Genomic DNA, 26,436 nt, shown 5'->3' with positions numbered 1-26,436 from the left:
GGAGAAACTGGTGAAACGACTGCCACGTATCGTACTCGTGACAACCGCTGCTGTATTGTTGCTGTGTGCGTTGGTACTCACCAGTTTGCGTTTTCTATTACCCAATATCGATAATTATCGTCAAGAAATTATCACTTATGTTGAAAATCACAGTGATATCTCACTGGATATTGGTCAGATTGAAGGCGCTTGGCGCTATTATGGCCCTGAGCTTATCATTTCCGATGTTGCTATCAAAAACCCAATCACCGATATACAAGTCAACAAAATTACTATCGAATTAGATATTTGGAACTCGCTATTATCTTTGCGTTGGCGTTTTCGTGATTTGACGTTTTATCAACTGAATGTGGATTATAAAGTTCCGCTCAGTTTTGATGGACCGGAAGATGAAGCCACTAACTATGATGGTGTGGATGACCTGTTTTTACGGCAGTTTGACCATTTTATTTTAAAAGATAGCCAAGTGACATTTTTGACGCCATCAGACCAAAAGATGACGTTACTGTTGCCAGAACTTTCATGGCTTAACCAAGATGCCCGTCATCGCGCCCAAGGTTTCGTTAGCCTTGAAACGCTAAATAAGCAAAATAGCTATCTGCAAGTGAAGCTGGATGTGTCGGATAAAAACGGCGTACTCAGTGACGGCATGTTCTATTTACAGGCCGATAACATTGATATGCAGCCTTGGCTCAGCAAGTGGTTACGAGATAACACGGGGCTACGGGATGCCAACTTCAGTTTATCATCGTGGATCACCCTCAAGAATAATCGTATAGATAATGGTCTGATCCAGCTACGCCAAGGTGAAGCGAACTGGGGGGAAGAGCCACTCACGCAAAATCTTCAAGTGAATGATTTACTGGTGCGCATGAAGCGCCAAGGCAACGGCTGGCTGTTTAATATTCCTGAGCTAGATACCCTGAAAACCAATGAATACATTTGGCCGCAAGGGAGTGTCTCCGTTCTGTATTTACCCTCATCGGCAAAATATCAAAATAAAGATCACTGGCGCATTCGCGCAAAAAATATTGAGCTAGAACGTTTAAGTGAAGTCTTGCCGACATTCTCGTTTATTACGCCAGAATTAGTACAAGATTGGCAGCATCGTCAGCCGACGGGATTAGTCTCGGAATTTGCCCTCGACCTAACGCAAGACACTGAAGACCATACGCAAATCAGTATGGATTGGCAGGATGTTAGCTGGAAAAAATGGAAAGAACTTCCTTCTGTAAACCACTTCTCAGGTGTGCTTATTGGCGGTGCTCAACAAGGCATTCTCTCATTCTCGCTTAAAGATAGTATTGTGGATTACCGCGATGAATTTAAAGCACCTTTTGAAATTAGTAGCGCCAGTGGCAAATTAAACTGGATCAATAACAGCAGCGAATTCAAATTGTGGAGTTCCGGTGTGAATTTGCAAGCGAAGGCCGTCAAAGCCAACGGTGACTTTAGCTATGCGAAAGCGAAACAGTATGATATTGCCGATTTGGCCATTCTAGCGGGGATCAGCACCGATGATGCAGGGGAAGCTTGGCGCTATTTCCCGCAAAAATTGATGGGGCAGGCGCTCGCTGATTATCTGACTAAAGCGATTATTGCCGGACATGTAGACAATGCGACGCTGGTGTATAAAGGCGACCCGGCGCATTATCCTTACTATAAAAATGACGGGCAGTTCCAAGTGTATGTGCCGCTGCGTGATGGCACATTCGAATACGATGACCAATGGCCTGCATTACTGGATTTAAATCTCGATTTAGACTTTAGCCGCGCAAGTTTAGCGATGCATACGGACTCTGTGAAATTAGGGGATGCAACGGCAGAAAATCTCGACGCCGTGATCCATGATTACTTCGATGAAATGTTATATATCGATGCGGGAGTGAGTGGAACGGGCAAACAGATCCAACAATATTTTACCCATACACCACTCAAGCGTTCCCTTGGGGACACGCTGGATGAGCTACAAATCGATGGTATCGTAACCGGTAAGCTTAATCTTGCTATTCCATTATCGGCTGGAAAAGACGTTATCGCGAAAGGGCAAGTCAATCTTAATAAAAATGATGTGTTTGTACGCCCTATCGATAGCACATTGCACGGATTGACTGGCAGCTTCAAGTTTACCAATGGGGATTTAGTCAGCGATAATATCAAGGGACAATGGTTAGAACAGCCAGTTTCTTTGGATTTCAAAACGTTAACGCGCCCAAAAGATTATTTAGTGGATATTAATCTTGGTGGAAATTGGGAGCTGAATAAAGTTCCTATGTTGCCAAGTGATATCAAAGAGAAAGTCGCTGGTGTGAGTGATTGGAAAAGCCAAATTCACATCACGTTACCAGAATCATCCAAACAAGCGACAGGATTACAGATTGAGCTCACTGCAGGATTAAATAAGCTAAAAAGTCAGTTACCTGCGCTGAATACCGAACTGCTGCAACAGCTTGGTAAGATGAATGTTCAAGCGAAAGGCACGACGGAGCAATTAACGGTTGGTGGTGATATTGGTCAACGCCTTGGTTTTAATTCTCAGTGGTTGCTCACCAGTTCGCCATTGAAACTACAAAAAGCCCATATTGCCCCATGGAATAGTCAAGTTCCTGCGTTACCAAACGGCTCTACCATCTTGGTGGATTTACCCGCTATCGATGACGTAAATTGGGAAAAATTTGCGAGTGGCTTTTTATCTTCTTCTGCCAGTGACCAAGTGAGCCTCATTAGTTATCCAGATACGCTTGAGGTCAAAGCGCCATCCGTTTATTTGGCGGGACAGCGTTGGAAAGATTTGCGCTTCTCTTATGATTTATACCGTGATGAACAGCAAATCAATGTAGAAAGTGCAAATCTAAAAGGGCAGCTACAGATTTGGAAGCAGCAGCCATGGGCATTGAATATTGAGTACCTGTATTACAATCCTGAAGGGGCAATGGCTTCAAGCGAAAAAACCTCCCCATCGGAAGTATTCGACTTTAGCCAGTGGCCTAAAGTGAATATCCATTGCGCAGAGTGTTGGGTGAGTGGGCAAAAACTGGGAGAAATCACGGCGAAAGTCACGCCAGTGGGGCAGCATACCTTAAAATTAACGGCGGGTATGTTGAAGAACAGCGCGAGTGAGTTAAAACTGGATGCGCTATGGCGCAGTAATGATGGTAATAAAACTGAGATTGCAGGCTCGCTTACCGGCGAGGCTTTCGATGAAACTGCTGCTTATTTTGGTGTTTTGGTGCCGATTATTGACTCCCCATATTCCATTGAATTTGACCTGAACTGGGCGAATGTTCCTTGGGAACCTGATGTCGCCACGCTGAATGGGAAAATGTCAGCGAAATTAGGGAAAGGCGCGATTGCCCATATGGGAGGCGGCCGGGCTGGGCAGTTACTACGTTTAGTTAGTTTTGATGCATTATTGCGCAAACTTCAGTTAGATTTCCGGGATACGTTCAGCAATGACTTTAACTTTGATTCGATTAAAGGCAATGCGGTCATCAATCAAGGTATTCTAACCTCGAAGGATCTTTATATTGATGGATTAGTCGCGGATATTGCCTTGAATGGTGATATTGACCTTGTTAAGCGTCAAATTAATGCAGAAGCGGTCATTACCCCTGAAATTTCTGCTACAGTAGGTGTAGCCACCGCATTCGTGATTAATCCGTTTGCGGGCGCGGCAGTATTTGCGGCATCGAAAGTCCTTGGTCCGTTGTGGAGTAAAATTTCGGTTATTCGCTATCGCGTAAGCGGTAGTCTGGATGAACCTAAAATTGATGAAGTACTACGTCAGCTTAAGGAGACTCAAGAGTAATGAAAACGGGTAATGTTGCACTTTTGCAGTTATGTAGTGGTAAGAATACAAAATACAACTTGGCACAGATAGAGCAGCAAATTAAACAGTTGCCTGATACCGTGCAGTTAGTTCTTACTCCTGAAAATGCATTGCTATTTGCTGATGCTGCAACCTATCGTAAACAGGCTGAAACAGAAGGTAATGGCCCATTACAAGATGCTATCCGTGCGATGGCTATCCGTTACAATGTGTGGATCCTGATTGGGTCAATGCCATTGATTAGCCGTGAAGATCCTGAACGTATTACCAGCAGTAGCTTACTGTTTGATGCACAAGGGAATATCACTGCACGTTACGATAAAATTCATATGTTCGATGTGAACATCGAAGATGAACAAGGTGAGTATAACGAATCGGTTATTTATCAACGTGGTGAGCACCTTACTGTGGTTGATACGCCAGTAGGTCGCTTAGGTTTGACCATTTGTTATGATTTACGTTTCCCAGGCTTATTCCAAGCATTACGTGAACAAGGTGCAGAGATTATTTCCGTCCCTGCGGCGTTTACTCGTTATACTGGACAAGCTCATTGGGAGCCACTGTTAAGAGCCCGTGCGATAGAAAACCAGTGTTATGTTTTAGCGCCAGCACAAGTTGGGGTGCACGGTACACGTCGTACATGGGGACATACTCTCGCCGTAGATGGCTGGGGTAAGGTGATGAAAAAAAATGTGGATGCTGTTTCTGCGTTGGTCGTGAATGTCCAGCCAGACAGCTTGAATGTGATGCGTGAACAGATCCGAGTGGTGAAACATAACCGCTTTAGACCACAATTAACATCATTGATTAAAAAATAAACCAAATAAGAGTGACGAATATGAGTTTAGCTTCTGTCAGCGAACATTTGCTGGCTGCCAACGGTCTTGGTCAAGATAATCTGTATGATATTTTAGGGTTGCTATCTGAGCGCCGTGTTGATTATGGGGATCTCTTTTTTCAGTCTAGCTACCATGAATCATGGGTTTTAGAAGACCGAATCATTAAAGATGGCTCCTACAATATTGACCAAGGTGTTGGGGTTCGAGCGATTACGGGGGAAAAAACGGGTTTTGCCTATGCTGACCAAATTTCACTGCTAGCGCTAACTCAAAGCGCAACGGCAGCCCGTAGTATCGTCACTGAACAAGGCGCTGGAAAGTCACAGATTTTAACCAATGTAGACTACAAAAAACTCTATTCAGAAGCGGATCCTCTGCGTAGCTTACCGCGCGAGCAGAAAATTGAATTGCTGCATCGTGTTGACCAAGTGGCGCGGGCTGAAGACCCTCGCGTGATTGAAGTAAATGCCAGCTTAACTGGCGTGTATGAGCAAGTGTTAGTCGCTGCAACTGATGGCACATTAGCGACGGATATTCGCCCTCTGGTGCGTTTATCGGTGAGTGTGCTGGTGGAACATGATGGCAAACGTGAACGCGGAGCAAGCGGTGGCGGTGGTCGTTATGGTTATGAATATTTTCTCGAAATCCATCAAGGACAAGTACTTGCGGAGCAGTATGCGCGTGAAGCTGTACGCATGGCGTTAGTGAACTTATCGGCAGTTGCCGCGCCTGCTGGCATGATGCCTGTAGTATTAGGTGCAGGTTGGCCGGGCGTTCTGCTTCATGAAGCCGTGGGACATGGTTTGGAAGGTGACTTTAACCGTCGTGGTACCTCTGTTTTCTCAGGAAAAATGGGTGAGCAAGTCGCATCTTCCCTATGTACTGTGGTGGATGATGGCACCATTGCTGGGCGTCGCGGTTCATTAGCGATTGATGATGAAGGGGTTCCGGGTCAATACAATGTGTTGATTGAGAATGGAATTCTACGTAACTATATTCAAGATAAGCATAACGCGCGTTTAATGGGCGTGGCACCAACAGGAAATGCACGTCGTGAATCTTACGCTCATTTGCCAATGCCTCGTATGACAAATACCTATATGCTAGCGGGTGAATCAACACCGGAAGAGATCATTGCCAGTGTTGAAAAAGGGTTGTATGCGCCGAATTTCGGGGGTGGGCAGGTAGATATCACATCGGGTAAATTTGTGTTTTCAACCTCTGAAGCTTACTTAATTGAAAATGGTAAAATTACCTCGCCAGTGAAGGGGGCGACCTTGATTGGCTCTGGTGTTGAAGCTATGCAGCAAATTTCCATGGTAGGTAATGACCTTGCGCTGGATAAAGGCGTAGGTGTTTGCGGTAAAGAAGGGCAAAGCGTGCCAGTAGGTGTGGGGCAGCCGACACTGAAACTTGATAAAATGACCGTGGGTGGCACCGCGTAATCACACGTTAAGATAGTCTTTTGTTTATTCGCCCTAGTTACGAATGTGACTGGGGCGATTGTTTATCCGCACAGCAAAAATAATTGAGGCGTTATGAATAAACGTATTATTTCCTTAGTGTTAATGGCAATTTTGATTGCGATTAGCCTGTATTTTAAAGGTGGCGAGCAGGTTGCACCTGAACCGTCTTCTGGTACACCATCAACGACGCAAACTATACCAAGTACACCAACTACACCAAGTGCAGCACCTTCCCGTGAAGCGATAACCTCGAGTGAAACACCAAAAACCATTGATCAACTGACCGCTCAGAACAATGTGGTCAGTTTTATGGAAAAATACCAAAAACTTCCTGCATTTTACATGACGAAAAAACAGGCAAGAGAAGCCGGTTGGGATGCTAAAAAAGGGAATTTATGTGAAGTTTTACCGGGTAGAGCCATCGGTGGCGACCGTTTTTCTAACCGTGAAAAAGGCCTGCCTATTGCTGATGGGCGCCAGTGGTTTGAAGCCGATATCAATTATCGTTGCGGGCATCGTGGTGCAGATCGTCTACTCTATTCTTCTGATGGGATGATTTTTGTCAGCACAGACCATTATAAAACGTTCCAACAAGTTAAATAATTGGGGGCAGCGATGAGCAAGACCGTCGTTTTTGATTTTCGTGAAATAAATAGCCTAGAGGCATTTTATCAGCAATTTCAGCAACAGTTCTCGCTTCCTAAATGGTTTGGTCATAATCTCGATGGGTTATGGGATGTGATTACAGGGGAAATAGAGTTACCCGTTACGCTGATTTTTAGCCATTTAAAGGCTGCTCAACGTACGCAATTTTCATCGGTGATTGAATTGATGAATGAAGCCGAAGAGGAGCTGGATGAAACGTTTATTTTTCTTATAGATATCACGAATAATGAGAATGAAGCTTCTCAAACCTCATGCTAAATTTGCGCAATGACTCTGCGTTTAGCCATGTTTTGGTGGCGATTAATATTGAGGGCGATTAAGTGAATGGTAAAAGAATTGTCATTGTTCATGGTTATACCGCATCACCGAATGATAATTGGTTTAATTGGTTAAAAAATGAATTAGACGCTTTAGGAGCGACGGTTGATGTGCCTGCATTACCAGAACCAAACTCTCCTGATCCGCAAAAATGGCAGCAATGTTTACTCGATGCCAATATTCAGTTTGATGAAAATACTATTTTAGTGGGGCACAGTTTAGGCTGCATTACAGCATTACGTTTTCTAGAAAATAATGCGCCGGAAGGGGCTAAAATTGGCGGCTATGTGCTAGTTTCAGGGTTTGATCGTTCACTGGATACATTGTCTGATTTGGCTGAACATACTCAGTTTTCATTGGATTATAATAAGTTGATTGGCATAACCGATAAGCGAGCTTCGATTATTTCTTCCAATGATTGGGTCGTGGATCCAGACGCTTCAATTGAGTTAGCCGAGGCATTAAAAACCTCTGTCACCATGGTAGAAAGTGCGGGGCATTTCCTTGGTAGAGAAGGCTATACTCGACTTCCTGCGTTACTCAATCTTCTACGATTTTGGTATTAAAAAATCCCCCTATGTTAGAACTGACTCGAGTTTTGCCGCATAGGGGGATTTTTATTGAATAAAACCTGGAAATCAGTTGCTATCAGAAAGCTCTTTCAGATATTGGAAAATCTGGCGGAATGCTTTTGGTGGTTTATTCCCATCTCGCTCTTTCTTCGCATTACGGACTAATGCACGCAGTTGCTGGCGATCAGTTTGTGGGAACAGCGCAACGACTTCTTCAATGACTTCATCGCCATCGGCTAATAAACGGTTACGTAGATCTTCCAGCTTGTGCAAAATGACAACTTGCTGGTTATGGCGGTTTTTCAGCTTATCGAGGGCTTCAGTGATCGGTTCAACTTCACGGGAACGTAGCAGTTTACCAATAAGCTGTAATTGACGACGACGGCCTTCACGCTTAATTTTTTGCGCTAATTCGATAGCCTCAAGTAATTGCGTGTCTAATGGGATGCGTTCAAGCTCGCTTTTACTTAAATCAACAAGTTCAGCCCCCAGTTTTTTGAGGATCTCTGCATCGCGTTTAATTTCGCTTTTGCTGACCCAAATAATCTCATCGTCCTCATCATCTTGGGGCGCTGGGATATCATCCAGCCAATCTTCAGGCTGTTTGGCCATAGGGATTTTCCTTTTTACTAAACGCCGCCGTGTAATTACGAGTAATTAGCATGATTTACGGCGTTGTGAGTGTTAACATTTATAGATTAACTCTATTGTAACTGGGAAAACCCCCTTATGACTACCTGACATTGATATGTCGAGGTAGAAAATCACTTTTCCCCTCTTTATTGGATAAAATGCATGAGTGTTACTGAACAAGTTGCCGAACAACGTAAACAATTAGAACAAGCCGTCGCCCACGCATTGGAATTCGCCAAAAGCCGTTGTGATGGCGCTGAAGTTGCAGTCAATAAAAGCACCGGCATTAGCGTAAGCACTCGCCAAGGTGACGTGGAGAATGTGGAATTTAACAGTGATGGGGCGCTCGGTATCACGGTTTACCATAAACAGCGCAAAGGCAGTGCATCTTCAACGGATTTAAGCGACGAAGCGATTGAGCGTACAGTTCAAGCCGCGATTGATATTGCGAATTACACCTCCGAAGACCCGTGTGCAGGCCCCGCTGAAAAATCATTACTGGCATTTGATGCGCCGGATTTAAACCTGTTCCAAGCTACGGAGCTTTCCCCCGAGGAAGCCATTAAGCTGGCATCGATTGCGGAAATGACCGCTTTAAATGCAGATTCACGCATTGTGAATACGGAAGGCGGTAGTTTCAATGGGCACTATGGTATCCGTGTCTTTGGTAACTCCTTAGGCCTATTAAAGAGCTACAGCTCTAGCCGTTATTCGATGTCGAGCTGCGTGATCGCCGAGCAAAATGGCGAGATGGAGCGCGATTATGCGTACACTATCGCACGCAGTATGCAGGCATTGAAATCCCCTGAGTGGGTTGGCCAAGAGTGTGCCCGTCGTACATTATCGCGTTTATCACCACGTAAATTACCAACCATGAAAGCCCCTGTGATTTTTGCCTCAGAAGTGGCGACGGGGTTATTTGGTCATTTAGTTGGTGCTATCAGCGGCAGCAGCATTTATCGTAAATCATCATTCTTAATGGATAGCCTTGGCAAACAAATTTTACCAAGCTGGTTAACCATCAATGAGCAGCCACATTTAATGGGCGGTTTAGCCTCATCCCCATTTGACAGTGAAGGTGTGCGTACCACTGAGCGCAATATTGTGGAAAATGGCATTTTGCAAACATGGCTAATGACCAGTTATTCTGCGCGTAAACTGGGTCTGCAAAGCACGGGTCATGCGGGTGGGATCCATAACTGGCGCATTGAGGGTCAAGGCTTATCGTTTGATGCTTTGTTAAAGCAAATGGGTACAGGTTTAGTGGTCACTGAGCTGATGGGACAGGGTGTGAGTGGAATTACGGGGGACTATTCCCGTGGGGCATCCGGTTTTTGGGTAGAAAACGGTGAGATTCAGTATCCGGTAAGTGAAATTACTATTGCGGGTAATTTAAAGGATATGTGGATGAACATGGTGACTATCGCCGATGATATCGAAACGCGCAGCAATATTCAGTGCGGTTCAGTGTTGATCCCTGAAATGAGTATTGCAGGGCAATAAGCGCTAAATAGCAAAAAGGCACTCAATTGAGTGCCTGAATACCGCCTGAAGACTAACGGCAGTTTCTTGATGGAAACTTTTTTCGGCTAGTCTTCTTTCTCTTGTTTAGCATCGCAACTAGCGATGGAACTCGCCAGCCGCTTCAGGTTGATAAACAATCTCTAACACACGAACACGGGTTTCTACACCGTTTGGCAGTGCCCAGCTAATTTCGTCGTTAACATGTAATCCTAATAACGCTGCACCGATTGGCGCCATCACGGACAGTTGTTCTGCACTATCTTTGAGAGAGGCAGGATAAACCAATGTGCGTGTGCGCTCTTCGTTACTGATTAAATCTAAGAAACGAACAGTACTGTTCATGGTGACCACATCCGCAGGGATCTCTTGTGGAGAGACGATATCTGCGCGGTCTAATTCGTCGTTTAGTGCTTCAGCAACAGGCGTACCCGCGTAAGCGGCTTGCTCCATCAGTGCATCTAAGCGTTCTGCATCTAAATCATTGATAATAATTGTTGGCTTTGTCATACCACACTCCAATAGGGACGTACAAAGCAAACACCCCCCACCCAGAAGGCAGGGGGTGTTTGCTAGAAAATAGATTATGTAAAATATTAGGCGCTATAGGCGTTAAAAGGAAGAGATCGGGATCACGAACTCGGTGCCTATGCGTGTAAAACCGTGTATATCGTTCTGTTCACTAAGATGTAAAGACACAATGAGTTGGGCTACTCTTCGTCAAATCCACTTTCAAACAGTTTAATGATTGCGGATAACGCCAAATGTTCATCGGGCCCGCTAACCTCGATATCAATTTTACTGCCTTGTTCCGAGTCTAACATCAACATCGCAATAACGCTATCCGCCTCGGCCTCAATTTGACTGTCATTTTTTAAAATAACTCTAGAGTTAAATTGTTTAACTAAATCATAGAGAAGCATTGCTGGTCTGGCATGCATACCAAGACGGTTTTTCAGCGTAATCGTCGCTTTGACGGTCATTGCTTGCGTTTTTCCAACGTTCTGTGGCGTGACTGGACGTTTTTCCCACGGGAGCGGAAATAATCAGCCAACTGCTCTGCCACATACACCGAACGGTGTTTTCCCCCCGTACAGCCGATGGCGACGGTGAGATAGCTGCGATTATTGGTTTCTAACATCGGTAGCCATAACTCTAAATAGCTGCGAGTTTGATAAATAAAGTTATGTACCTCGGTGTGTCTGTCCAAGAAGGCCGCAACAGGACGATCTAAACCGGTCATTGGTCGCAGTTTGGGATCCCAGTGCGGGTTCGGTAAGAAGCGTACGTCGAAAACGTAGTCGGCATCAATTGGGATGCCGTGTTTGAAACCGAAGGACTCAAACACCATGGTCAGCTCACGCTCGCGTTTGCCCATTAAGCGAGTTCTGAGCATTTCCGCTAATTCATGCACTGACATTTCGGAGGTATCAATGACCAAGTCAGCGCGGGAGCGTAGTGGCTCTAATAGCTCGTTTTCTTCATCGATAGCACTTTCTAAGGATAAGTTTTTACTTGAAAGCGGGTGTAATCGACGGGTATCACTGTAACGACGAATTAATGTGTTGCGATCCGCATCCAGAAACAGCAGTTGTGGCGAGAAGGTTGATGGCAGTTTATCAATCGCTTCTTCGAACACTTCTGGATTGTCGGGCATATTACGCACATCAATGCTCACGGCCGCAGAAATATTGCGATCGGCAAGTGAATTAGCTAATTCCGGCAGTAAGACTACCGGAAGGTTATCCACACAATAGAAACCCATATCTTCCAGCGCGCGTAGGGCAACGGATTTTCCCGAACCGGAACGGCCGCTGACAATCATCAGCACCATGAGCTAACTCCCTTCTGTCTCTTAAGGATTTATATCTTAATGATCGATTTCTCACTGATCACACATGTCTGATTATTTTGCATTTTGCGGTGTTTTACGATGCCGAATGAAAGAAATCATAACAATATCATTAGGCTGGCATCAACACATATCAGTTATTACTTACCCAATGATAATCTGGTATAGCTCTTCGTCACTTTGCGCGCTGCGCAGACGCTTACAGAACGTTTTATCCGCTAATTTTTTAGCGATAAGAGACAACGTATGTAAATGAGTTTTACACTGATCCGATGGAACAAGTAATGCAAAAAGCAGATCAACAGGTTGGTTATCAATCGCATCAAACGCAATGGGCTCTTCTAAATGTAAAAACACGCCAGCGGCGCGTGCACTTTCGCCTTCACTGAGTTTGCCATGAGGGATTGCAATCCCACCACCAATACCTGTGGTGCCAACTTTTTCTCTGGTTAGTAACGCTTCAAATACCGTATTTTCCGGTAATCCCAACTCGGCGGCCGCTAACTCACTAATAATTTCTAATGCTCTCTTCTTACTGGTGCAAACTAAATTATTACGTGTGCAACTGGCAGATAAAACATCGCTTAATTGGATTTCTATATCACTATTCATTTTATTATTCACTTAGGACTACAAAACCAGATGATGTATTCCACCATCTGGTTCAGAACATTAATCAGTCAACGACTGGCTAAATGTATTAGTGTTGTCTCAGTTTTTCTTTATGTTTGGTTAATTGGCGTGACAGCTTATCAAGGAGTAAATCAAGTGCCGCGTACATATCGTCGTCTTCCGCTGATGCGTGAAGTTCTGCACCGTTGAGTTGCAGGGTGGCTTCAGCAATTTGCTGAACTTTTTCCACTTTCAGAACAACTTGGATACTGTTAATACGATCAAACAATTGCTCTAATTTCTTGAGTTTTTTCTCAACCGTTTCGCGCAATGCCGGTGTAACTTCAATATTGTGTCCAGTAATCTGAAATTCCATACAATCTTCCTTATATTATTGGGTTAAACCAACTGTTTACGTTGATTTGATGGCGGAATAGATAATGACTCACGATACTTAGCAACAGTTCGACGAGCAACTTGTATACCTTGCTCTGCCAGCATACTCGTCAATTTACTGTCACTCAATGGTTTTGCTGGGTTTTCCGCAGCAACCAGCTTCTTCACCAGTGCACGAATCGCAGTGGAGGAGGCCTCTCCTCCGGTGTCCGTACTCACATGACTGGAGAAAAAATACTTCAACTCAAAAATACCTCGTGGACTATGCAGGAATTTCTGGGTTGTCACACGGGAGATAGTCGATTCATGCATATCCACCTGATAGGCAATGTCTGCCAAAATCATCGGTTTCATATACTCTTCGCCTAACTCAAAAAATTCTTGTTGCTGCTCAACAATACAGGTCGCCACTTTAAGTAATGTTTCATGGCGGCTCTCTAAACTTTTAATCAGCCATTTCGCATCTTGCAAGTGACTGCGAATATATTGTGTGTCACTTTCGCTGGCTGAATCATTTGCCATTGAAGCATAATGATTATTGATACTTAACTTAGGGATGCTATCTGTATTTAACTCAACTTGCCAGTGCCCACCGACTTTTTTCACCAGCACATCGGGAATAACATATTCCGATTCACCGGTGTTGATTGACTGCCCTGGCTTGGGATTCAGCGTAAGGATCAGGTCAATGGCCGTTTTCAGCGCATCTTCTTTTAAGCGGGTAAGTTTGCTCAATTGACGAAAATCACGATTTGCAAGTAAATCAATATGATTACTAATAATCAGTCTAGCCTCTTGCAAGCCAATTGTCTCTTTCGGGTATAAGGAGAGCTGGATCAGTAAACACTCTTTGAGATCCTGAGCCGCCACCCCTAATGGGTCGAAATGCTGAATACGTTTTAAAACGGCAATCACTTCTTCTAAGGTGATATCGGGGTTATCAATCCCTTCGTGGATCTCGCTGATTGAACTGGTGAGATAGCCTGAATCATCAATTGAATCGATAATCGAGGTCGCAATCGCGCGATCGGTATCGGTAAACGGGGTGAGATCCGCTTGCCAGACGAGATAGTCTTGCAGTGTTTGGGTGGTTTCCCCTTGGTAAACAGGAAGTTCATCGTAGCTGTAGTCGTTGCTCGTTCCTGACGGGGTGCCTGCCGTATAGATTTCATCCCAATCAGCATCTAGCGGAAGCTCATCGGGCATATCCGTTTTTTCGAGGGCATCTTTGGTATCGATTTCGCTGCTGTCAGTATCGTTGCTTAGGCTATCTGAACTTTCTTGCTCAGAGGATGACTCTTCTTGTTCGAGCAGAGGGTTGGTTTCAAGGGCGAGTTGAATTTCTTGTTGAAGCTCAAGTGTGGACAATTGCAACAGACGGATGGCCTGTTGCAATTGAGGTGTCATTGCAAGTTGTTGACTGATTCTGAGCTGCAAACTTTGCTTCATGAATGTGCTTTATTCTCCATTACCACTTACACAACCAATATCATGACAACCAACAAGGCAAAACTATGGTCTACAAACTACAGTCTACAAACTACAGTCTACAAACTACAGTCTACAAACTACAGTCTACAAACTACAGTCTAAAGCCTTCACCCAAATAAACGCGTTTCACTTGCTCATTTTCAAGGATCATCTCTGGCGAACCGTGAGCAATCAAGTGCCCTTGGCTGACAATGTAAGCACGTTCACAAACATCGAGAGTTTCACGGACGTTATGGTCGGTGATTAATACGCCGAGCCCGTAGTCGCGCAAGTGTTGGATGATTTTTTTGATATCCAAAACGGAAATCGGGTCAACCCCAGCAAACGGTTCATCTAACAGGATAAATTTGGGATTAGCAGCGAGGGCGCGTGCAATTTCCACACGACGACGCTCACCACCAGACAGTGATTGACCAACGCTATCACGCAGGTGGGTAATACTGAACTCTTCCATCAGCTCTTCAGCGCGCTCTTTGCGCTGTTCTGAAGTTAAGTCTGGACGAATTTCTAACACGGCCATCAGGTTGTCATACACACTGAGGCGGCGGAAAATAGATGCTTCTTGAGGAAGATAGCCAATACCACGACGAGCGCGCTCGTGCAGAGGCAGTAAGCTAATATCTTCCCCATCAATTAAAATTTTACCAGCATCCCGCTGAACAATGCCGACTACCATATAAAAAGTGGTCGTTTTACCCGCACCGTTAGGGCCTAAGAGACCGACGATTTCCCCTGATTTCACCTCAAGGCTGACATCAGTGACTACGCTGCGTTTTTTATAGGATTTCGCCAGATTCTCTGCGGTTAGTGTTGCCATAACAATTATTTACTCTTACTTGTTGATGAACCCTGCGCTGCTGGGCCTTTCTCTTGTAACTGGGCAGGTAATAAGACAGTCGTCACGCGCTTGCCTTTATCGCTGAACGCTTCCATTTTTTGCGTTGGAACCACATAAGTGATTTTATCGCCTTTGATATTGCTATCGAGCTGCTCAAGGTAGGCATCACCCGTTAATGTGACCAACTGCTGATCAACTTCATAACGCGCTTTGGATGCGTGACCTTTAATTGGCTTGCCATCGTCTTGTAACTGGAAGAAAGTCACTGGCGTACCAAATGCTTCAATAACGATTTTATCGGAATCGCTGCTTGGACGAGTCACAACAACTTTGTTGGCACGAATATCAATGGAACCTTGCTTGATAACAACGTCATCAGTAAATGTGGTGATATTTTTTTCTAAATCAAGAGATTGCTTAACCGAGTTAATGGTCATCGGTTGTTGGGTATCTGTTTTCAGTGCCATTGCCGGCAGGCTAAGAGCCAAAATTGCACTTGCAATAGCCCCTTGAATAAAACTTTTCTTAGTTACTTGATTCATTGTGTTGCTCTTTTGGTTGTAACTCATAGTGAGTTTTAACATCTTCAATTAATTCAGCAGTTCTTGTACGAAGGTTCCCCTTCATTTTTAAGCCCGTTGAATTTAGCCCGTGTCCGATAATGGTAACTTTATCGTCAGATGAAACATCTTGTGTGACTAGATTGACCACCGCATTATCTGTAGTAATACGCTGAATTTGAGGCTCAGGGGTCAAACTGTTAACTTGAACATCGCTATACAGATAGAGCACGCGTTCTTTGGTTAATCTTGCTTTAATGGATTTCACCGTCCAAGTCGGTGTACCCGCATCGTTATAAGTGGTTAATACCGGATTGGTAAACCACGTGATTTTTCCATCGGTATAATTATCAACTTTGCTCGCGGCGAGTTTATAGGCTAAATCCCCTGCGGGATTATAGACGAAAGTTACCGAATCATCAGTTTGATAATTGGGTTTCCCGTCATTGATTTCTGCCGCCGATGGTTTGGAGTCATCGTAAACCGAAAAGTTCCAACCAATTAGCCCCAGTGCAATGAGGGATAAAACAGTGATTAACCACTTTTTTGCGTTGCTCATGAATGATATCTGTTCTTTAAATCGACAAGCCTTTAGCTTCTTCCAGTTTATTTTGGGATAACAGAATCAGGTCGCAGAGTTCACGTACTGCACCTTTTCCGCCACCAATATGCGTTACATAGTCTGCTTTAGGTAATAACAATGGGTGTGCATCAGCAACCGCAACAGATAACCCAACTTTTGCCATTACAGGCCAGTCAATGAGGTCATCACCAATGTAAGCCGTTTGCTCTTCTGTTAGTTGTAGTTTATCTAACAGTTCGCGATACGCCAAAAGCTTATCGCTTTGTCCTTGGTAAAGATATGTAATACCTAACGTTAGGGCTCTGTCTTCCAGTAATTTAGCTTTGCGTCCGGTGATAATAGCAACTTCAATTCCTGAGGTTAATAGGCAGCGAATGCCATATCCATCGCGGACATTAAAGGCTTTTAATTCTTCGCCATTATTCCCCATGTAAATTAAACCGTCGGACATCACGCCATCGACATCACAGATAAGTAGTTTAATTTTGGTCGCTTTTTCTATCACAGAATTTGCTACAGACCCATAGCAAGTATTCTGATAATTAGGGCTCATTCTATTTCCTTTACGTATACTTTTCGACTTATACCACACCCGCTTGCAGTAGGTCGTGCATATGGAGAACACCCACTAATTGGTCGCCATCCGCCACTAATAATGAAGTAACATGGCGAGATTGCATCAGGTTCAGCGCTTCAACAGCTAGCATGCCCGGCGCGACTCGAATACCGCCAGGCGTCATTAAATCGGCAATTTTGGCATTGTTGAGGTCGATGCCCATATCAAAAATGCGGCGTAAATCCCCATCTGTGAAAATCCCTTGAATATTCATGTCGTCATCACAAATGACAGTCATACCCAGCTTTTTACGGGTAATTTCCACAAGGGCTTCGCGTAACGTGGCACTTTTCGGAATGTGAGGGACATCGTCACCGGTACTCATTAAATCACGAACTAAGAGTAAAAGTTTGCGCCCAAGTGCGCCCCCGGGATGCGATAGCGCAAAATCATCAGCGGTGAAGCCGCGGGCGGTTAATAGTGCAATGGCTAACGCATCGCCCATCACTAATGTTGCCGTGGTACTTGTCGTTGGCGCCAAACCTAGCGGGCAGGCTTCTTGCGGTACCTTTATGCATAAGTGGATATCTGCATATTTGCCCATGTTACTGTCTGGGTTATTAGTCATGCAGATCAGTGGGACTTTGATTCGCTTTAACACGGGCAGTAGAGCTAAAATTTCCCCTGATTCACCAGAGTTCGAAATAGCTAATACAACGTCTTTATTGGAGATCATCCCTAAATCGCCATGGCTGGCTTCTCCGGGGTGCACGAAAAATGAAGGCGTTCCTGTGCTGGCAAGCGTCGCCGCAATTTTTCGTCCAATATGTCCTGATTTTCCCATCCCCATAACGACCACTTTCCCCTGACAAGCAAAGATTTGCTGGCAAGCAAGGTCAAAGTCATGATTAATATATTGTTCTAGGTTTTTCAGACCTTCGCGTTCGATATGGAGAACTTCTTTACCTACTTTCTGAAAATCGATATTTGACATGTCTAATTCCATGGGTGTTTTCGGGTGAATCAAAAGTGTCGGTTGGATCCAAAGTTTCGGTTAGATCAAAAAAGAGAAATTGGATTGTATAACGAATACTTAGTATCGGTAAGTATTTTGTCTCTCAGCTTTTATGAATGTCATGATTATAAGTCTCTATTAGCGATTTGAGCTCAAAAGAGCTTTTTATGGTTTAACCGCACCGATGCCCAAAAAAAATTTTTTTAATTCTCTTACTCTTATGGTTGGATATATAAATTTCTAAGAGCTATCTTCTATTAATTAGGTAAAATATTAGTTAATACTATTTGGTTTATGTTTCTGTAAAATCCTGAATTTATTTAGGCAGAATCATAGTTTGACCTATAACGAGCTATTAAACGATGCAAGCACAGACAGAGAACTTAATCGAAGTCAAAAACATGTCATTTACACGGGGAAATAGGAAAATATTCGAAAATATTAACCTAACTGTGCCTCGTGGTAAAATTACTGCGATTATGGGGCCTTCAGGGATTGGTAAAACCACATTACTCAGACTGATTGGCGGACAACTGCGCCCCGAAGAAGGGGAAATTTGGTTTGATGGGGATAATATTCCTGCGCTGTCTCGTTCTAAGTTATACCAATCACGTAAAAAAATGAGCATGTTATTCCAGTCAGGTGCCTTGTTTACCGATATGGACGTTTTCAATAATGTCGCTTTTCCTTTGCGTGAGCACACAAATTTACCGGAATCATTAATTCATACGACGGTGATGATGAAATTAGAGGCGGTGGGGTTACGCGGAGCTGCAAAATTAATGCCATCAGAACTGTCAGGGGGAATGGCACGCCGTGCGGCGCTGGCAAGAGCGATTGCTCTGGATCCTGACTTGATTATGTTTGATGAGCCGTTTGTGGGGCAAGACCCAATCACGATGGGGGTTTTGGTCAAACTGATTGATGAACTCAACCAAGCGTTAGGGGTAACCTGCGTGGTGGTTTCCCATGACGTTCCTGAAGTACTAAGTATTGCCGATAAAGCTTATATTGTGGCGCAGCAACATGTTATTGCGAAAGGAACCGGGGAAGAGTTGCGCGAAAACCAAGATCCGCGCGTCAGACAGTTTATGGATGGTATTGCTGATGGCCCAGTGCCATTCCGCTTTCCTGCCAATGACTATTCGGCTGATTTATTAGGGTAAATGAACATGATAATTAAGGCGATTGCTGCCTTCGGACGTCGATGGATTGAAACATTTGCGGCTTTTGGTCGAGCAGGCTATCTATTATTTGGCGCACTATTTGGCAAACCTGAGTTTGGCAAGCAGTGGCCGTTGTTAGTTAAACAGCTTTATTCGGTAGGGGTTCAGTCTCTACTCATTGTAGCAGTGTCTGGCCTGTTTATCGGCATGGTGCTCGGCTTACAAGGTTATTTGGTACTGACGACGTTCAGTGCAGAAGCCAGCCTTGGCATGATGGTGGCGCTTTCATTATTACGCGAACTGGGGCCTGTGGTCACGGCGCTGTTGTTTGCGGGACGAGCGGGCTCGGCATTAACCGCAGAAATTGGTTTGATGAAAGCCACTGAGCAAATTTCGAGTTTAGAGATGATGGCGGTGGATCCTCTGCGCCGTGTTATCGCCCCAAGATTTTGGGCTGGGTTCATTAGCATGCCGCTGTTATCACTGATCTTTGTCGCCGTCGGTATTATTGGTGGGGCCATTGTCGGTGTGGATTGGAAAGGGATTGACCCGGGTTTCTTCTGGTCATCCATGCAGTCTTCTGTCGAGTGGCGACTGGATTTAGTGAACTGTTTTATCAAGAGTTTAGTCTTTGCAATCACGGTAACGTGGATTGCACTATTTAATGGTTATGATGCGATTCCAACCTCGGAAGGAATTAGCCGTGCAACGACTAAAACGGTTGTGCATGCATCATTATCGGTTCTAGGGTTAGATTTCGTACTGACAGCACTGATGTTTGGGAACTAAGTCATGCAAAGTAAAAAAAGTGAAATATGGGTGGGTTGTTTTATGTTGCTGGCGATCGCCGCAATTGTGTTTCTCTGCTTAAAAGTGGCGGATTTACAATCAATTGGTAGTCAGTCAACTTACCGAGTTTCCGCCTCTTTTGAAAACGTGGGTGGCTTAAAAGTTGGCTCTCCAATCAAAGTTGGTGGCGTTGTTGTGGGACGGGTCGCGAATATTTCTTTAGATAAAAAGAACTATATTCCTGATGTTCAAATCGATTTACTCAGTGAATACGACAACATTCCTGATTCTAGTTCACTATCAATTCGTACCTCAGGCCTACTTGGTGAACAGTATATAGCGATGAATATCGGTCCTTATGATGAAGATATGGGGATTGCGATGTTAAAAGATGGCAGTCGCTTAGAAGATACCAAACCCGCTATGGTGCTGGAAGATTTAATTGGTCAATTCTTGTATAAGAGTGGTGATAGCCAAGGGGCTGCGCCTGCACAACATGTTGCAGCTCCATTAGAGCCTGTTGCTCACTAAGTTGTAATTCCCTGTGAACTTAAAAGGAATGAATTATGTTTAAACGTTTAATAATGATAGCTATGTTAGTGGTTGCACCATTTGCGATGGCGATTGACCAAACTAACCCGTATAAGCTTATGGAAGAAGCCGCAGCGAAAACCTTCGATCGCTTAAAAGCACAGCAGCCTCAAATCAAACAAAACCCAGATTACTTACGTACTATCGTGCGTGAAGAGTTACTGCCATATGTGCAAATTAAATATGCGGGCGCGTTGGTATTAGGGACTTATTATAAAAATGCTACCCCAGCGCAGCGTGATGCGTATTTTAAAGCATTTGAGTCTTATCTTGAGCAAGTTTACGGTCAAGCGCTGGCAATGTATCACGGTCAAACGTACACCATCGCCCCTGAACAGCCGATTGGCGACAAAAACATTGTCGCTATCCGTGTGACCATCAATGACACTAATGGTCGCCCTCCAGTACGTTTGGATTTCCAATGGCGTAAAAACAGTAAAACAGGTTACTGGCAGGCGTATGACATGATTGCAGAAGGCGTGAGTATGATCACCACCAAGCAAAATGAGTGGGGTGATATTCTGCGTAAACAAGGTATTGATGGATTGACAGCTCAATTACAACGTAGTGCTCAGGTGCCGATTACGTTAGAAGAGAGCCATTAAGATGAGTAGTCTGTTATCTTGGACGAAAAATAACAAAACATTGGCTTTTTCCGGTATTTTAAATCGCGATTCTCTGGTTGAATTTTGGGATAAGCGCCAAGCACTATTGACTCAAGTTGAGCAAATTGATGTTTCTGCTTTAACCCATGTGGATTCTACCGGATTGGCAATGCTAGTACGCTTAAAAGGTGAGTATCAATCCCAGCAGCGTGGTTTTAGCATTGTTGGTGTAAGCGATAATTTGAATACCTTGATGGAACTGTACGGGGTAAAACCCCTACTGATGGATTAAGTCAAGTTATGTAAAAAATAGCGCTTCTGCGTGTTTTTATACGCCAGAAGCGTTTTCTTTAGTTTAAGTGTTAAGCTGAATCCTTTAGGATAGATGGCTATATTTATTATCATAATTAATTACAAAATTGAGTCATTATGGATACCAACGAAATCAAACAAGTCTTAATGGAAAAGCTGTCACTGGATGAAGTGATAGTGAATGGCGATGGCAGTCATTTTCAAGTTATCGCTGTTGGCAGCCTTTTTGACGGCATGAGCCGTGTTAAGCAGCAGCAAGCAGTCTATGCGCCGTTAATGGAATATATTGCGGACAACCGAATTCATGCGCTTTCAATCAAAACCTATACCCCAGCGCAGTGGGAGAGAGATCGTAAGCTGAGTGGCCTATAAGTTTGAAAATGTAAGCGAACAGTTTGTAAAAATCTGACACACGAGAATACCAGAATGGATAAATTTTTAGTTAAAGGGCCAACCCGCTTAGAGGGTGAGGTCTCTATTTCAGGCGCTAAAAACGCTGCACTGCCAATCCTGTTCGCTGCTTTGCTGGCTGAAGAGCCAGTTGAATTACAGAATGTCCCTAAGCTGAAAGACATCGATACCACAATTAAGTTACTGAGCCAACTTGGCGTCAAAATCGAGCGTAATGGTTCGATTTTTGTTGATGCTAGCAATGTGACTGAATATTGTGCGCCTTATGATCTGGTGAAAACCATGCGTGCCTCTATTTGGGCATTAGCGCCTCTGGTGGCGCGCTTTGGTCACGGTGAAGTTTCTCTACCAGGCGGTTGTGCCATTGGTGCTCGCCCAGTGGATTTACATATCAGCGGTTTAGAGAAGTTAGGTGCCAATATTGTCCTTGAAGATGGTTATGTTAAGGCAACGGTGAATGGTCGTCTAAAAGGTGCTGACATCGTGATGGATAAAGTGAGCGTGGGTGCCACTATCAGCATCATGACAGCCGCAGCGCTTGCTGAAGGAACAACGTCTATTGAGAACGCCGCTCGTGAACCTGAAATTGAAGATACCGCTAATTTCTTAAATGCATTAGGTGCGAAAATCACCGGTGCAGGAACTGACCGTATTGTCATTGAAGGTGTAGCTCGTTTAGGTGGCGGTGTGTATCGCGTTCTGCCAGACCGTATTGAAACAGGCACATTCTTAATCGCTGCTGCGGTTTCTCGCGGTAAAGTGGTTTGCCGTAATGCATGTCCAGACACTCTGGATGCGGTGCTGGCAAAATTACGCGAAGCTGGGGCTGATGTTCAAACAGGCGAAGATTGGATTAGCCTAGATATGCACGGTAAGCGTCCAAAGGCGGTTACGTTGCGTACAGCTCCACATCCAGGTTTCCCTACTGATATGCAAGCGCAATTTAGCCTATTAAACTTGGTAGCTGAAGGTACCGGTGTTATCACTGAAACTATTTTCGAAAACCGTTTTATGCATATTCCTGAGTTAATTCGTATGGGTGCGCACGCGGATATCGAAAGTAATACTGTTGTGTGTCATGGTGTTGAGAAACTCACTGGTGCGCAAGTGATGGCAACAGATTTACGTGCTTCAGCAAGCTTAGTAATCGCTGGTTGTATCGCGGGTGGAACAACGACAGTTGACCGTATTTATCATATCGATCGTGGATATGAAAATATTGAAGCGAAATTAAATGCGTTAGGCGCTAATATTCAACGCGTTAAATCTGAAGACTAATTCCAGATTGCGTTGATATCATCGCAAAAGCAAGATTTCAAAAAACAGACAGGTTGTTCTTCATCGGAACAACCTTTTTTTTCGGGCTTATTTTGAGTGGAAGATTTGACTGGGCGGAATTGAGGATTTAGTTCGCTTGCCCTTCAGGAAGTTCTTCAATCACGATATTGATGTTTTGCACATTACCATCACGTAAAATTTGAACGGGGATTTTTGTACCGGGGCGAATTTCGGCGACATAATCCATCGTTTCTGCGGCAGAAACAGCAGGTTTTCCATCTAAGGATAAAATAATATCCCCTTGCTCAATGCCTGATTTTGCAGCGGGTCCGTTGGCTGAGACTTGGAAAATCCTTAGACCTTGAATTTGATTGATATTATTTGTATTTGTGCGAATTTGCGGTAATTCACGCGCTGTAATGCCGATATAACCTCGAACGACACGACCATCACGGATCAATTTTTCCATAATTTTGGTTGCGAGAGCGGTTGGGATAGCAAAACTCAATCCTTCGGAACTGACTCCTTGCCCTGCACTGAATGAAAGGGTGTTTATACCAACCAATTCGCCTTCAGTGTTGATGAGGGCGCCACCGGAGTTACCAGAGTTAATCGAGGCATCGGTTTGTAGGAAATTTTGGCGACGTGTGGAGCTTAACCCTACGCGTCCTGTCGCGCTAATAATCCCTTGGGTGACTGTTTGGCCAAGGTTATAAGGGTTCCCAATGGCTAAAACCACATCCCCAACATGGGTGATGCGCTTAGTATTAATTGGAATAACGGGGAGATTTTCAGCGTCGATTTTTAAGACGGCGAGGTCGGTGAGGGGGTCTGAGCCGACTAAAAGCGCATCGAAAATTGCACCATCTTGTAGAGCGACAAGGATTTGGTCAGGGTTATCCACGACATGTTTGTTGGTCACTATGTAGCCATTTTCGCTTAATATCACCCCAGATCCAAGAGATTGTAATTCCCGACCAGATTGGGAAAAACTCCCCTTAGAACTGCTATAGACATACACCACCGCAGGTGCAGCACGGCGTACGGCTTTGTTATAGCTCACGGGCTCGCTATTGGTTTTTCCATACAGTAAATCAGCCAGTCCCTGTGGGCGCAATGAGGGGACAGCCACAATAATGATTAAGGCTGTGACCAATCCAAGCAGGACAGACACAAGCAGCTTTTTGACCATATTAAAGGTTACCAAGTTCGCTATGATGGAAATGACAGACAGAGAGATGCTTTGAGCATAACATAAAAAAACGGGTACAGCAGAGTGATACTGGACCCGTTTTATTGATTTATGTGTGGTAACTTAATGAATTAGTTTTTCATTAATAAGTAGAGCGTTTCACCGCCACGCAGCACTTTCATCGCTAATACTGGTGGTTTGCTGTCGATGATTTTGCGGAATTGGTCGATACTTTCTACGCGAGTGTCATTCACGCCAAAGATCAGGTCGCCTTTCGCTAAACCAACCGCAGCTGCCGGAGATTTAGGTGCCACATTGTCAACTTGTACCCCTTTGGTATTGCTGACAACTGCATTGGAAATGGTAGCGCCTAATAAGGATTCGCTCAGTTTTTCTGCGTTGGTTGCAGAACCTTCATCGCTTTCTAGCACCACTTTCACTTCCATTGGTTTGCCTGAACGGATCAGACCAAGGGTGATTTCTTTGCCTAACTGGCTGGTACCAATTTTTGCTCTTAATTCAGCAAAGCTATTAATACGTTTACCATCAACAGACACTAAAACGTCACCCGATTTGATGCCTGCTTTTGCCGCTGATGATTTTGGAATGACTTCACTGACGAAGGCACCACGTTGTGCATCGATATTAAAGGCTTTAGCGATATCAGAGTTCATCTCTGTACCTTTAATACCTAAAATTCCACGTTTAACTTCACCGTGTTTAATCAGTTGCTCGCTCAGGCTTTTGGCCATATTGCTTGGGATAGCAAAGCCGATACCAATATTTCCGCCACCCGGCGCTAAAATTGCTGTGTTAATCCCAATCAGCTCACCGTTTAAGTTAACCAGTGCGCCGCCAGAGTTACCCCGGTTGATTGAGGCATCGGTCTGGATAAAGTTTTCTAAGCCTTCCAGATTTAATCCACTACGACCTAACGCAGAGATAATCCCAGATGTGGCGGTTTGCCCTAAACCAAATGGGTTACCAACGGCGACGGCAAAATCACCAACACGCAGTTTGTCAGAGTCCGCAATAGAAACTGCGGTGAGGTTTTTGATATCTTTTGCGTTGCTGATTTTTAACAGGGCAATGTCAGTTTGTGGATCTTTACCAATCAGTTTAACGTCAATTTCACGACCATCATTGAGCTGAATTTGGATTTTATCAGCACCATCAATAACGTGATTGTTGGTTAAAACATAACCTTGTGTCGCATCGATGATGACACCAGAACCTAAACCTTCAAATGGGCGCACGCTTTGTTGTTGTGAAGGTACATTTGGTCCAAAGAAGAATTTCAGTTCTTCTGGAATTTGTTGATTTTGTACACGGGTGCCTGAAACATGGATGTTCACGACGGCAGGCAGAACTTTTTCCAGCATTGGCGCTAAGCTTGGCATATTTTGGCTTTGTGCGGTCGCAGGTAATGAGGCCGGTAATGCGGCACTACTGATTGCAGGGATTGTGGACAGGGTTAAACCTAAACTCATTGCGACTGCTGTCAGAAAGAAATTTTTTCTTTTCATCATTCCGTAGATTCTCTCAATAGAAAATATCAGCTCATATGCATGGCACCTATAAACGGTACATTAAGGTCATATAAGCGGAGGTATTTTGGGGACTCAAATAATATTTTACTGATGACTATGACCGTGGATTATGCGGAAAAGTTCCCTATACGGATAGTACTTATCCACAATTTTACATCCATTTACATGATGTTTAGGTGAAACGCTAACTTCTATACAGTAGCTAAACTAACTATAAGATTTTATTCGGAATTGGAATGGTACCATGGGGAAATAACACCACCAGTAACGGGCGCTACTGGTGGCATAATCAAGCAATTACTTCTCTTTTTCTTCGAGAGGGCGGAACAGCCCTGAAGCACCTTCGGAGTAATCTCTCGGTGGCATTTTAACCGGTGCTTGGTCATTATCAGCTTCAGATTCAGTCAAACGATAATGGAATGGGTTATCTTGCATATCCGGCATTAACTCGGAAGAGCTTTGCGCCATGTGCTGATACAGTTGGCGATAGTCGCGTGCCATTTTATCCAATAACTCTGCGCTGCGAGCAAAATGGCTAACAAGTTCTTTACGATACTCTTCCAGCTCAGTGCTTTTTTTGTCTAATTCAGCCTGGGCTGTTTTTTGTTGACGAAGTTTTGGATTGCCATAACGCACAACCAATGCGCCGATGATAAAGCCAACAACTAATCCTATTAGTGCATACTCCCAAGTCATGCTAACTCCTTCGTTTACTTCAATCAAAATTCACAGAAAATGGTCGCCAAAATTTAGCTCGATTACCCTAACTATACCTGCTAAAAGCAAATCTGTTAA

The 26,436-nt window shown here is 44.2% G+C and carries 29 protein-coding genes; 14 read left to right on the top strand and 15 right to left on the bottom strand.

Annotated features, from left to right (window positions below):
* Window positions 1-10: 10 nt before the first annotated feature.
* From yhdP to LDO51_RS03155, 6 genes are all read left to right on the top strand, one after another.
* A complete protein-coding gene (yhdP, locus tag LDO51_RS03180) occupies window positions 11-3,808 on the top strand; it encodes an AsmA2 domain-containing protein YhdP (RefSeq protein ID WP_225576317.1) in 3,798 nt (1,265 codons plus the stop codon).
* Entirely contained in the window at window positions 3,808-4,647 is an 840-nt protein-coding gene (gene nit1, locus LDO51_RS03175) for a deaminated glutathione amidase (protein ID WP_225576316.1), read from the top strand. The genes yhdP and nit1 overlap by 1 nt, the downstream gene beginning before the upstream one ends.
* A 20-nt stretch (window positions 4,648-4,667) precedes the next feature.
* Window positions 4,668-6,113: a metalloprotease TldD gene (gene tldD / locus LDO51_RS03170; protein ID WP_225576315.1), complete on the top strand. Its 1,446-nt coding sequence runs from the start codon at window positions 4,668-4,670 to the stop codon at window positions 6,111-6,113.
* A gap of 93 nt (window positions 6,114-6,206) precedes the next feature.
* Entirely contained in the window at window positions 6,207-6,737 is a 531-nt protein-coding gene (locus tag LDO51_RS03165) for a ribonuclease domain-containing protein (protein ID WP_225576314.1), read from the top strand.
* 12 nt (window positions 6,738-6,749) lie between these two features.
* Window positions 6,750-7,058 (top strand): barstar family protein, encoded by a 309-nt coding sequence (locus LDO51_RS03160; protein ID WP_225576313.1) that lies wholly within the window; start codon window positions 6,750-6,752, stop codon window positions 7,056-7,058.
* Window positions 7,059-7,120: 62 nt separating this feature from the next.
* A complete protein-coding gene (locus LDO51_RS03155; RefSeq protein WP_225576312.1) occupies window positions 7,121-7,684 on the top strand; it encodes an RBBP9/YdeN family alpha/beta hydrolase in 564 nt (187 codons plus the stop codon).
* A 72-nt stretch (window positions 7,685-7,756) separates the two neighbouring features.
* On the opposite strand, the gene yjgA is transcribed toward LDO51_RS03155, so the two are convergent.
* Window positions 7,757-8,302, bottom strand: coding sequence for a ribosome biogenesis factor YjgA (gene yjgA / locus LDO51_RS03150; protein ID WP_036956102.1), 546 nt, complete (start codon window positions 8,300-8,302; stop codon window positions 7,757-7,759).
* Between the two features lie 183 nt (window positions 8,303-8,485).
* On the opposite strand from yjgA, the gene pmbA reads away from it, so the two are divergent.
* The gene (gene pmbA, locus LDO51_RS03145; protein WP_225576311.1) at window positions 8,486-9,826 is read left to right on the top strand and encodes a metalloprotease PmbA; all 1,341 of its coding nucleotides are present in this window, start codon (window positions 8,486-8,488) and stop codon (window positions 9,824-9,826) included.
* 117 nt (window positions 9,827-9,943) lie between these two features.
* Here pmbA and rnk read toward each other — a convergent pair whose 3' ends face one another.
* From rnk to kdsD, 11 genes are all read right to left on the bottom strand, one after another.
* Window positions 9,944-10,354, bottom strand: coding sequence for a nucleoside diphosphate kinase regulator (gene rnk, locus LDO51_RS03140; RefSeq protein ID WP_006659086.1), 411 nt, complete (start codon window positions 10,352-10,354; stop codon window positions 9,944-9,946).
* Window positions 10,355-10,554: 200 nt separating this feature from the next.
* Window positions 10,555-10,827: a PTS phosphocarrier protein NPr gene (npr, locus tag LDO51_RS03135; RefSeq protein WP_225576310.1), complete on the bottom strand. Its 273-nt coding sequence runs from the start codon at window positions 10,825-10,827 to the stop codon at window positions 10,555-10,557.
* Window positions 10,824-11,678, bottom strand: a complete 855-nt coding sequence (gene rapZ, locus LDO51_RS03130; protein WP_036956106.1) for an RNase adapter RapZ — start codon at window positions 11,676-11,678, stop codon at window positions 10,824-10,826. Before rapZ ends, npr begins: the two co-directional genes overlap by 4 nt.
* A 162-nt stretch (window positions 11,679-11,840) precedes the next feature.
* Window positions 11,841-12,308, bottom strand: a complete 468-nt coding sequence (ptsN, locus tag LDO51_RS03125) for a PTS IIA-like nitrogen regulatory protein PtsN (RefSeq protein ID WP_225576309.1) — start codon at window positions 12,306-12,308, stop codon at window positions 11,841-11,843.
* An 88-nt stretch (window positions 12,309-12,396) separates the two neighbouring features.
* A complete protein-coding gene (gene hpf / locus LDO51_RS03120; protein ID WP_006659090.1) occupies window positions 12,397-12,684 on the bottom strand; it encodes a ribosome hibernation promoting factor in 288 nt (95 codons plus the stop codon).
* 23 nt (window positions 12,685-12,707) lie between these two features.
* Window positions 12,708-14,153 carry an RNA polymerase factor sigma-54 gene (gene rpoN / locus LDO51_RS03115; RefSeq protein ID WP_225576308.1) on the bottom strand — a complete coding sequence of 482 codons (1,446 nt, stop codon included), beginning with the start codon at window positions 14,151-14,153 and terminating at the stop codon, window positions 12,708-12,710.
* Between the two features lie 133 nt (window positions 14,154-14,286).
* Window positions 14,287-15,012: an LPS export ABC transporter ATP-binding protein gene (gene lptB / locus LDO51_RS03110; RefSeq protein ID WP_036956110.1), complete on the bottom strand. Its 726-nt coding sequence runs from the start codon at window positions 15,010-15,012 to the stop codon at window positions 14,287-14,289.
* A gap of 5 nt (window positions 15,013-15,017) precedes the next feature.
* The gene (gene lptA, locus LDO51_RS03105; RefSeq protein ID WP_036956111.1) at window positions 15,018-15,575 is read right to left on the bottom strand and encodes a lipopolysaccharide ABC transporter substrate-binding protein LptA; all 558 of its coding nucleotides are present in this window, start codon (window positions 15,573-15,575) and stop codon (window positions 15,018-15,020) included.
* A complete protein-coding gene (lptC, locus tag LDO51_RS03100) occupies window positions 15,559-16,152 on the bottom strand; it encodes an LPS export ABC transporter periplasmic protein LptC (RefSeq protein ID WP_225576307.1) in 594 nt (197 codons plus the stop codon). Before lptC ends, lptA begins: the two co-directional genes overlap by 17 nt.
* 16 nt (window positions 16,153-16,168) lie before the next feature.
* On the bottom strand, window positions 16,169-16,729 hold the full coding sequence (gene kdsC, locus LDO51_RS03095; protein ID WP_225576306.1) for a 3-deoxy-manno-octulosonate-8-phosphatase KdsC: 561 nt from the start codon (window positions 16,727-16,729) through the stop codon (window positions 16,169-16,171).
* A gap of 28 nt (window positions 16,730-16,757) precedes the next feature.
* On the bottom strand, window positions 16,758-17,726 hold the full coding sequence (gene kdsD / locus LDO51_RS03090) for an arabinose-5-phosphate isomerase KdsD (protein ID WP_036956114.1): 969 nt from the start codon (window positions 17,724-17,726) through the stop codon (window positions 16,758-16,760).
* Between the two features lie 383 nt (window positions 17,727-18,109).
* Here kdsD and mlaF point away from each other — a divergent pair, with 383 nt between their 5' ends.
* The 7 genes from mlaF (at window position 18,110) to murA (ending at window position 22,899) form a co-directional block, all read left to right on the top strand.
* A complete protein-coding gene (mlaF, locus tag LDO51_RS03085) occupies window positions 18,110-18,913 on the top strand; it encodes a phospholipid ABC transporter ATP-binding protein MlaF (protein WP_006659099.1) in 804 nt (267 codons plus the stop codon).
* 6 nt (window positions 18,914-18,919) lie between these two features.
* Window positions 18,920-19,702, top strand: a complete 783-nt coding sequence (gene mlaE, locus LDO51_RS03080) for a lipid asymmetry maintenance ABC transporter permease subunit MlaE (RefSeq protein WP_225576305.1) — start codon at window positions 18,920-18,922, stop codon at window positions 19,700-19,702.
* Window positions 19,703-19,705: 3 nt separating this feature from the next.
* A complete protein-coding gene (gene mlaD, locus LDO51_RS03075; protein ID WP_225576304.1) occupies window positions 19,706-20,233 on the top strand; it encodes an outer membrane lipid asymmetry maintenance protein MlaD in 528 nt (175 codons plus the stop codon).
* 35 nt (window positions 20,234-20,268) lie between these two features.
* Window positions 20,269-20,898, top strand: coding sequence for a phospholipid-binding protein MlaC (gene mlaC / locus LDO51_RS03070; RefSeq protein WP_225576303.1), 630 nt, complete (start codon window positions 20,269-20,271; stop codon window positions 20,896-20,898).
* Window position 20,899: 1 nt separating this feature from the next.
* Complete coding sequence (mlaB, locus tag LDO51_RS03065) at window positions 20,900-21,190, top strand: lipid asymmetry maintenance protein MlaB (protein ID WP_225576302.1); 291 nt, start codon at window positions 20,900-20,902, stop codon at window positions 21,188-21,190.
* 137 nt (window positions 21,191-21,327) lie between these two features.
* Window positions 21,328-21,582, top strand: a complete 255-nt coding sequence (ibaG, locus tag LDO51_RS03060) for a BolA family iron metabolism protein IbaG (protein ID WP_225576301.1) — start codon at window positions 21,328-21,330, stop codon at window positions 21,580-21,582.
* Window positions 21,583-21,636: 54 nt separating this feature from the next.
* On the top strand, window positions 21,637-22,899 hold the full coding sequence (gene murA, locus LDO51_RS03055) for a UDP-N-acetylglucosamine 1-carboxyvinyltransferase (protein ID WP_225576300.1): 1,263 nt from the start codon (window positions 21,637-21,639) through the stop codon (window positions 22,897-22,899).
* 127 nt (window positions 22,900-23,026) lie between these two features.
* On the opposite strand, the gene degS is transcribed toward murA, so the two are convergent.
* The 3 genes from degS to zapG form a co-directional block, all read right to left on the bottom strand.
* On the bottom strand, window positions 23,027-24,091 hold the full coding sequence (gene degS / locus LDO51_RS03050) for an outer membrane-stress sensor serine endopeptidase DegS (protein ID WP_225576299.1): 1,065 nt from the start codon (window positions 24,089-24,091) through the stop codon (window positions 23,027-23,029).
* Between the two features lie 131 nt (window positions 24,092-24,222).
* Window positions 24,223-25,617 (bottom strand): Do family serine endopeptidase, encoded by a 1,395-nt coding sequence (locus tag LDO51_RS03045; protein WP_225577205.1) that lies wholly within the window; start codon window positions 25,615-25,617, stop codon window positions 24,223-24,225.
* A gap of 321 nt (window positions 25,618-25,938) precedes the next feature.
* Window positions 25,939-26,337 (bottom strand): Z-ring associated protein ZapG, encoded by a 399-nt coding sequence (gene zapG, locus LDO51_RS03040; protein WP_006659109.1) that lies wholly within the window; start codon window positions 26,335-26,337, stop codon window positions 25,939-25,941.
* Between the last annotated feature and the right edge of the window lie 99 nt (window positions 26,338-26,436).

The sequence above is a fragment of the Providencia alcalifaciens genome, assembly GCF_020271745.1.
GTDB lineage: Bacteria > Pseudomonadota > Gammaproteobacteria > Enterobacterales > Enterobacteriaceae > Providencia > Providencia alcalifaciens_B.
The sequence above is the reverse complement of the archived record's forward strand: the minus strand, read 5'-3'. Positions and strand labels throughout refer to the sequence as shown.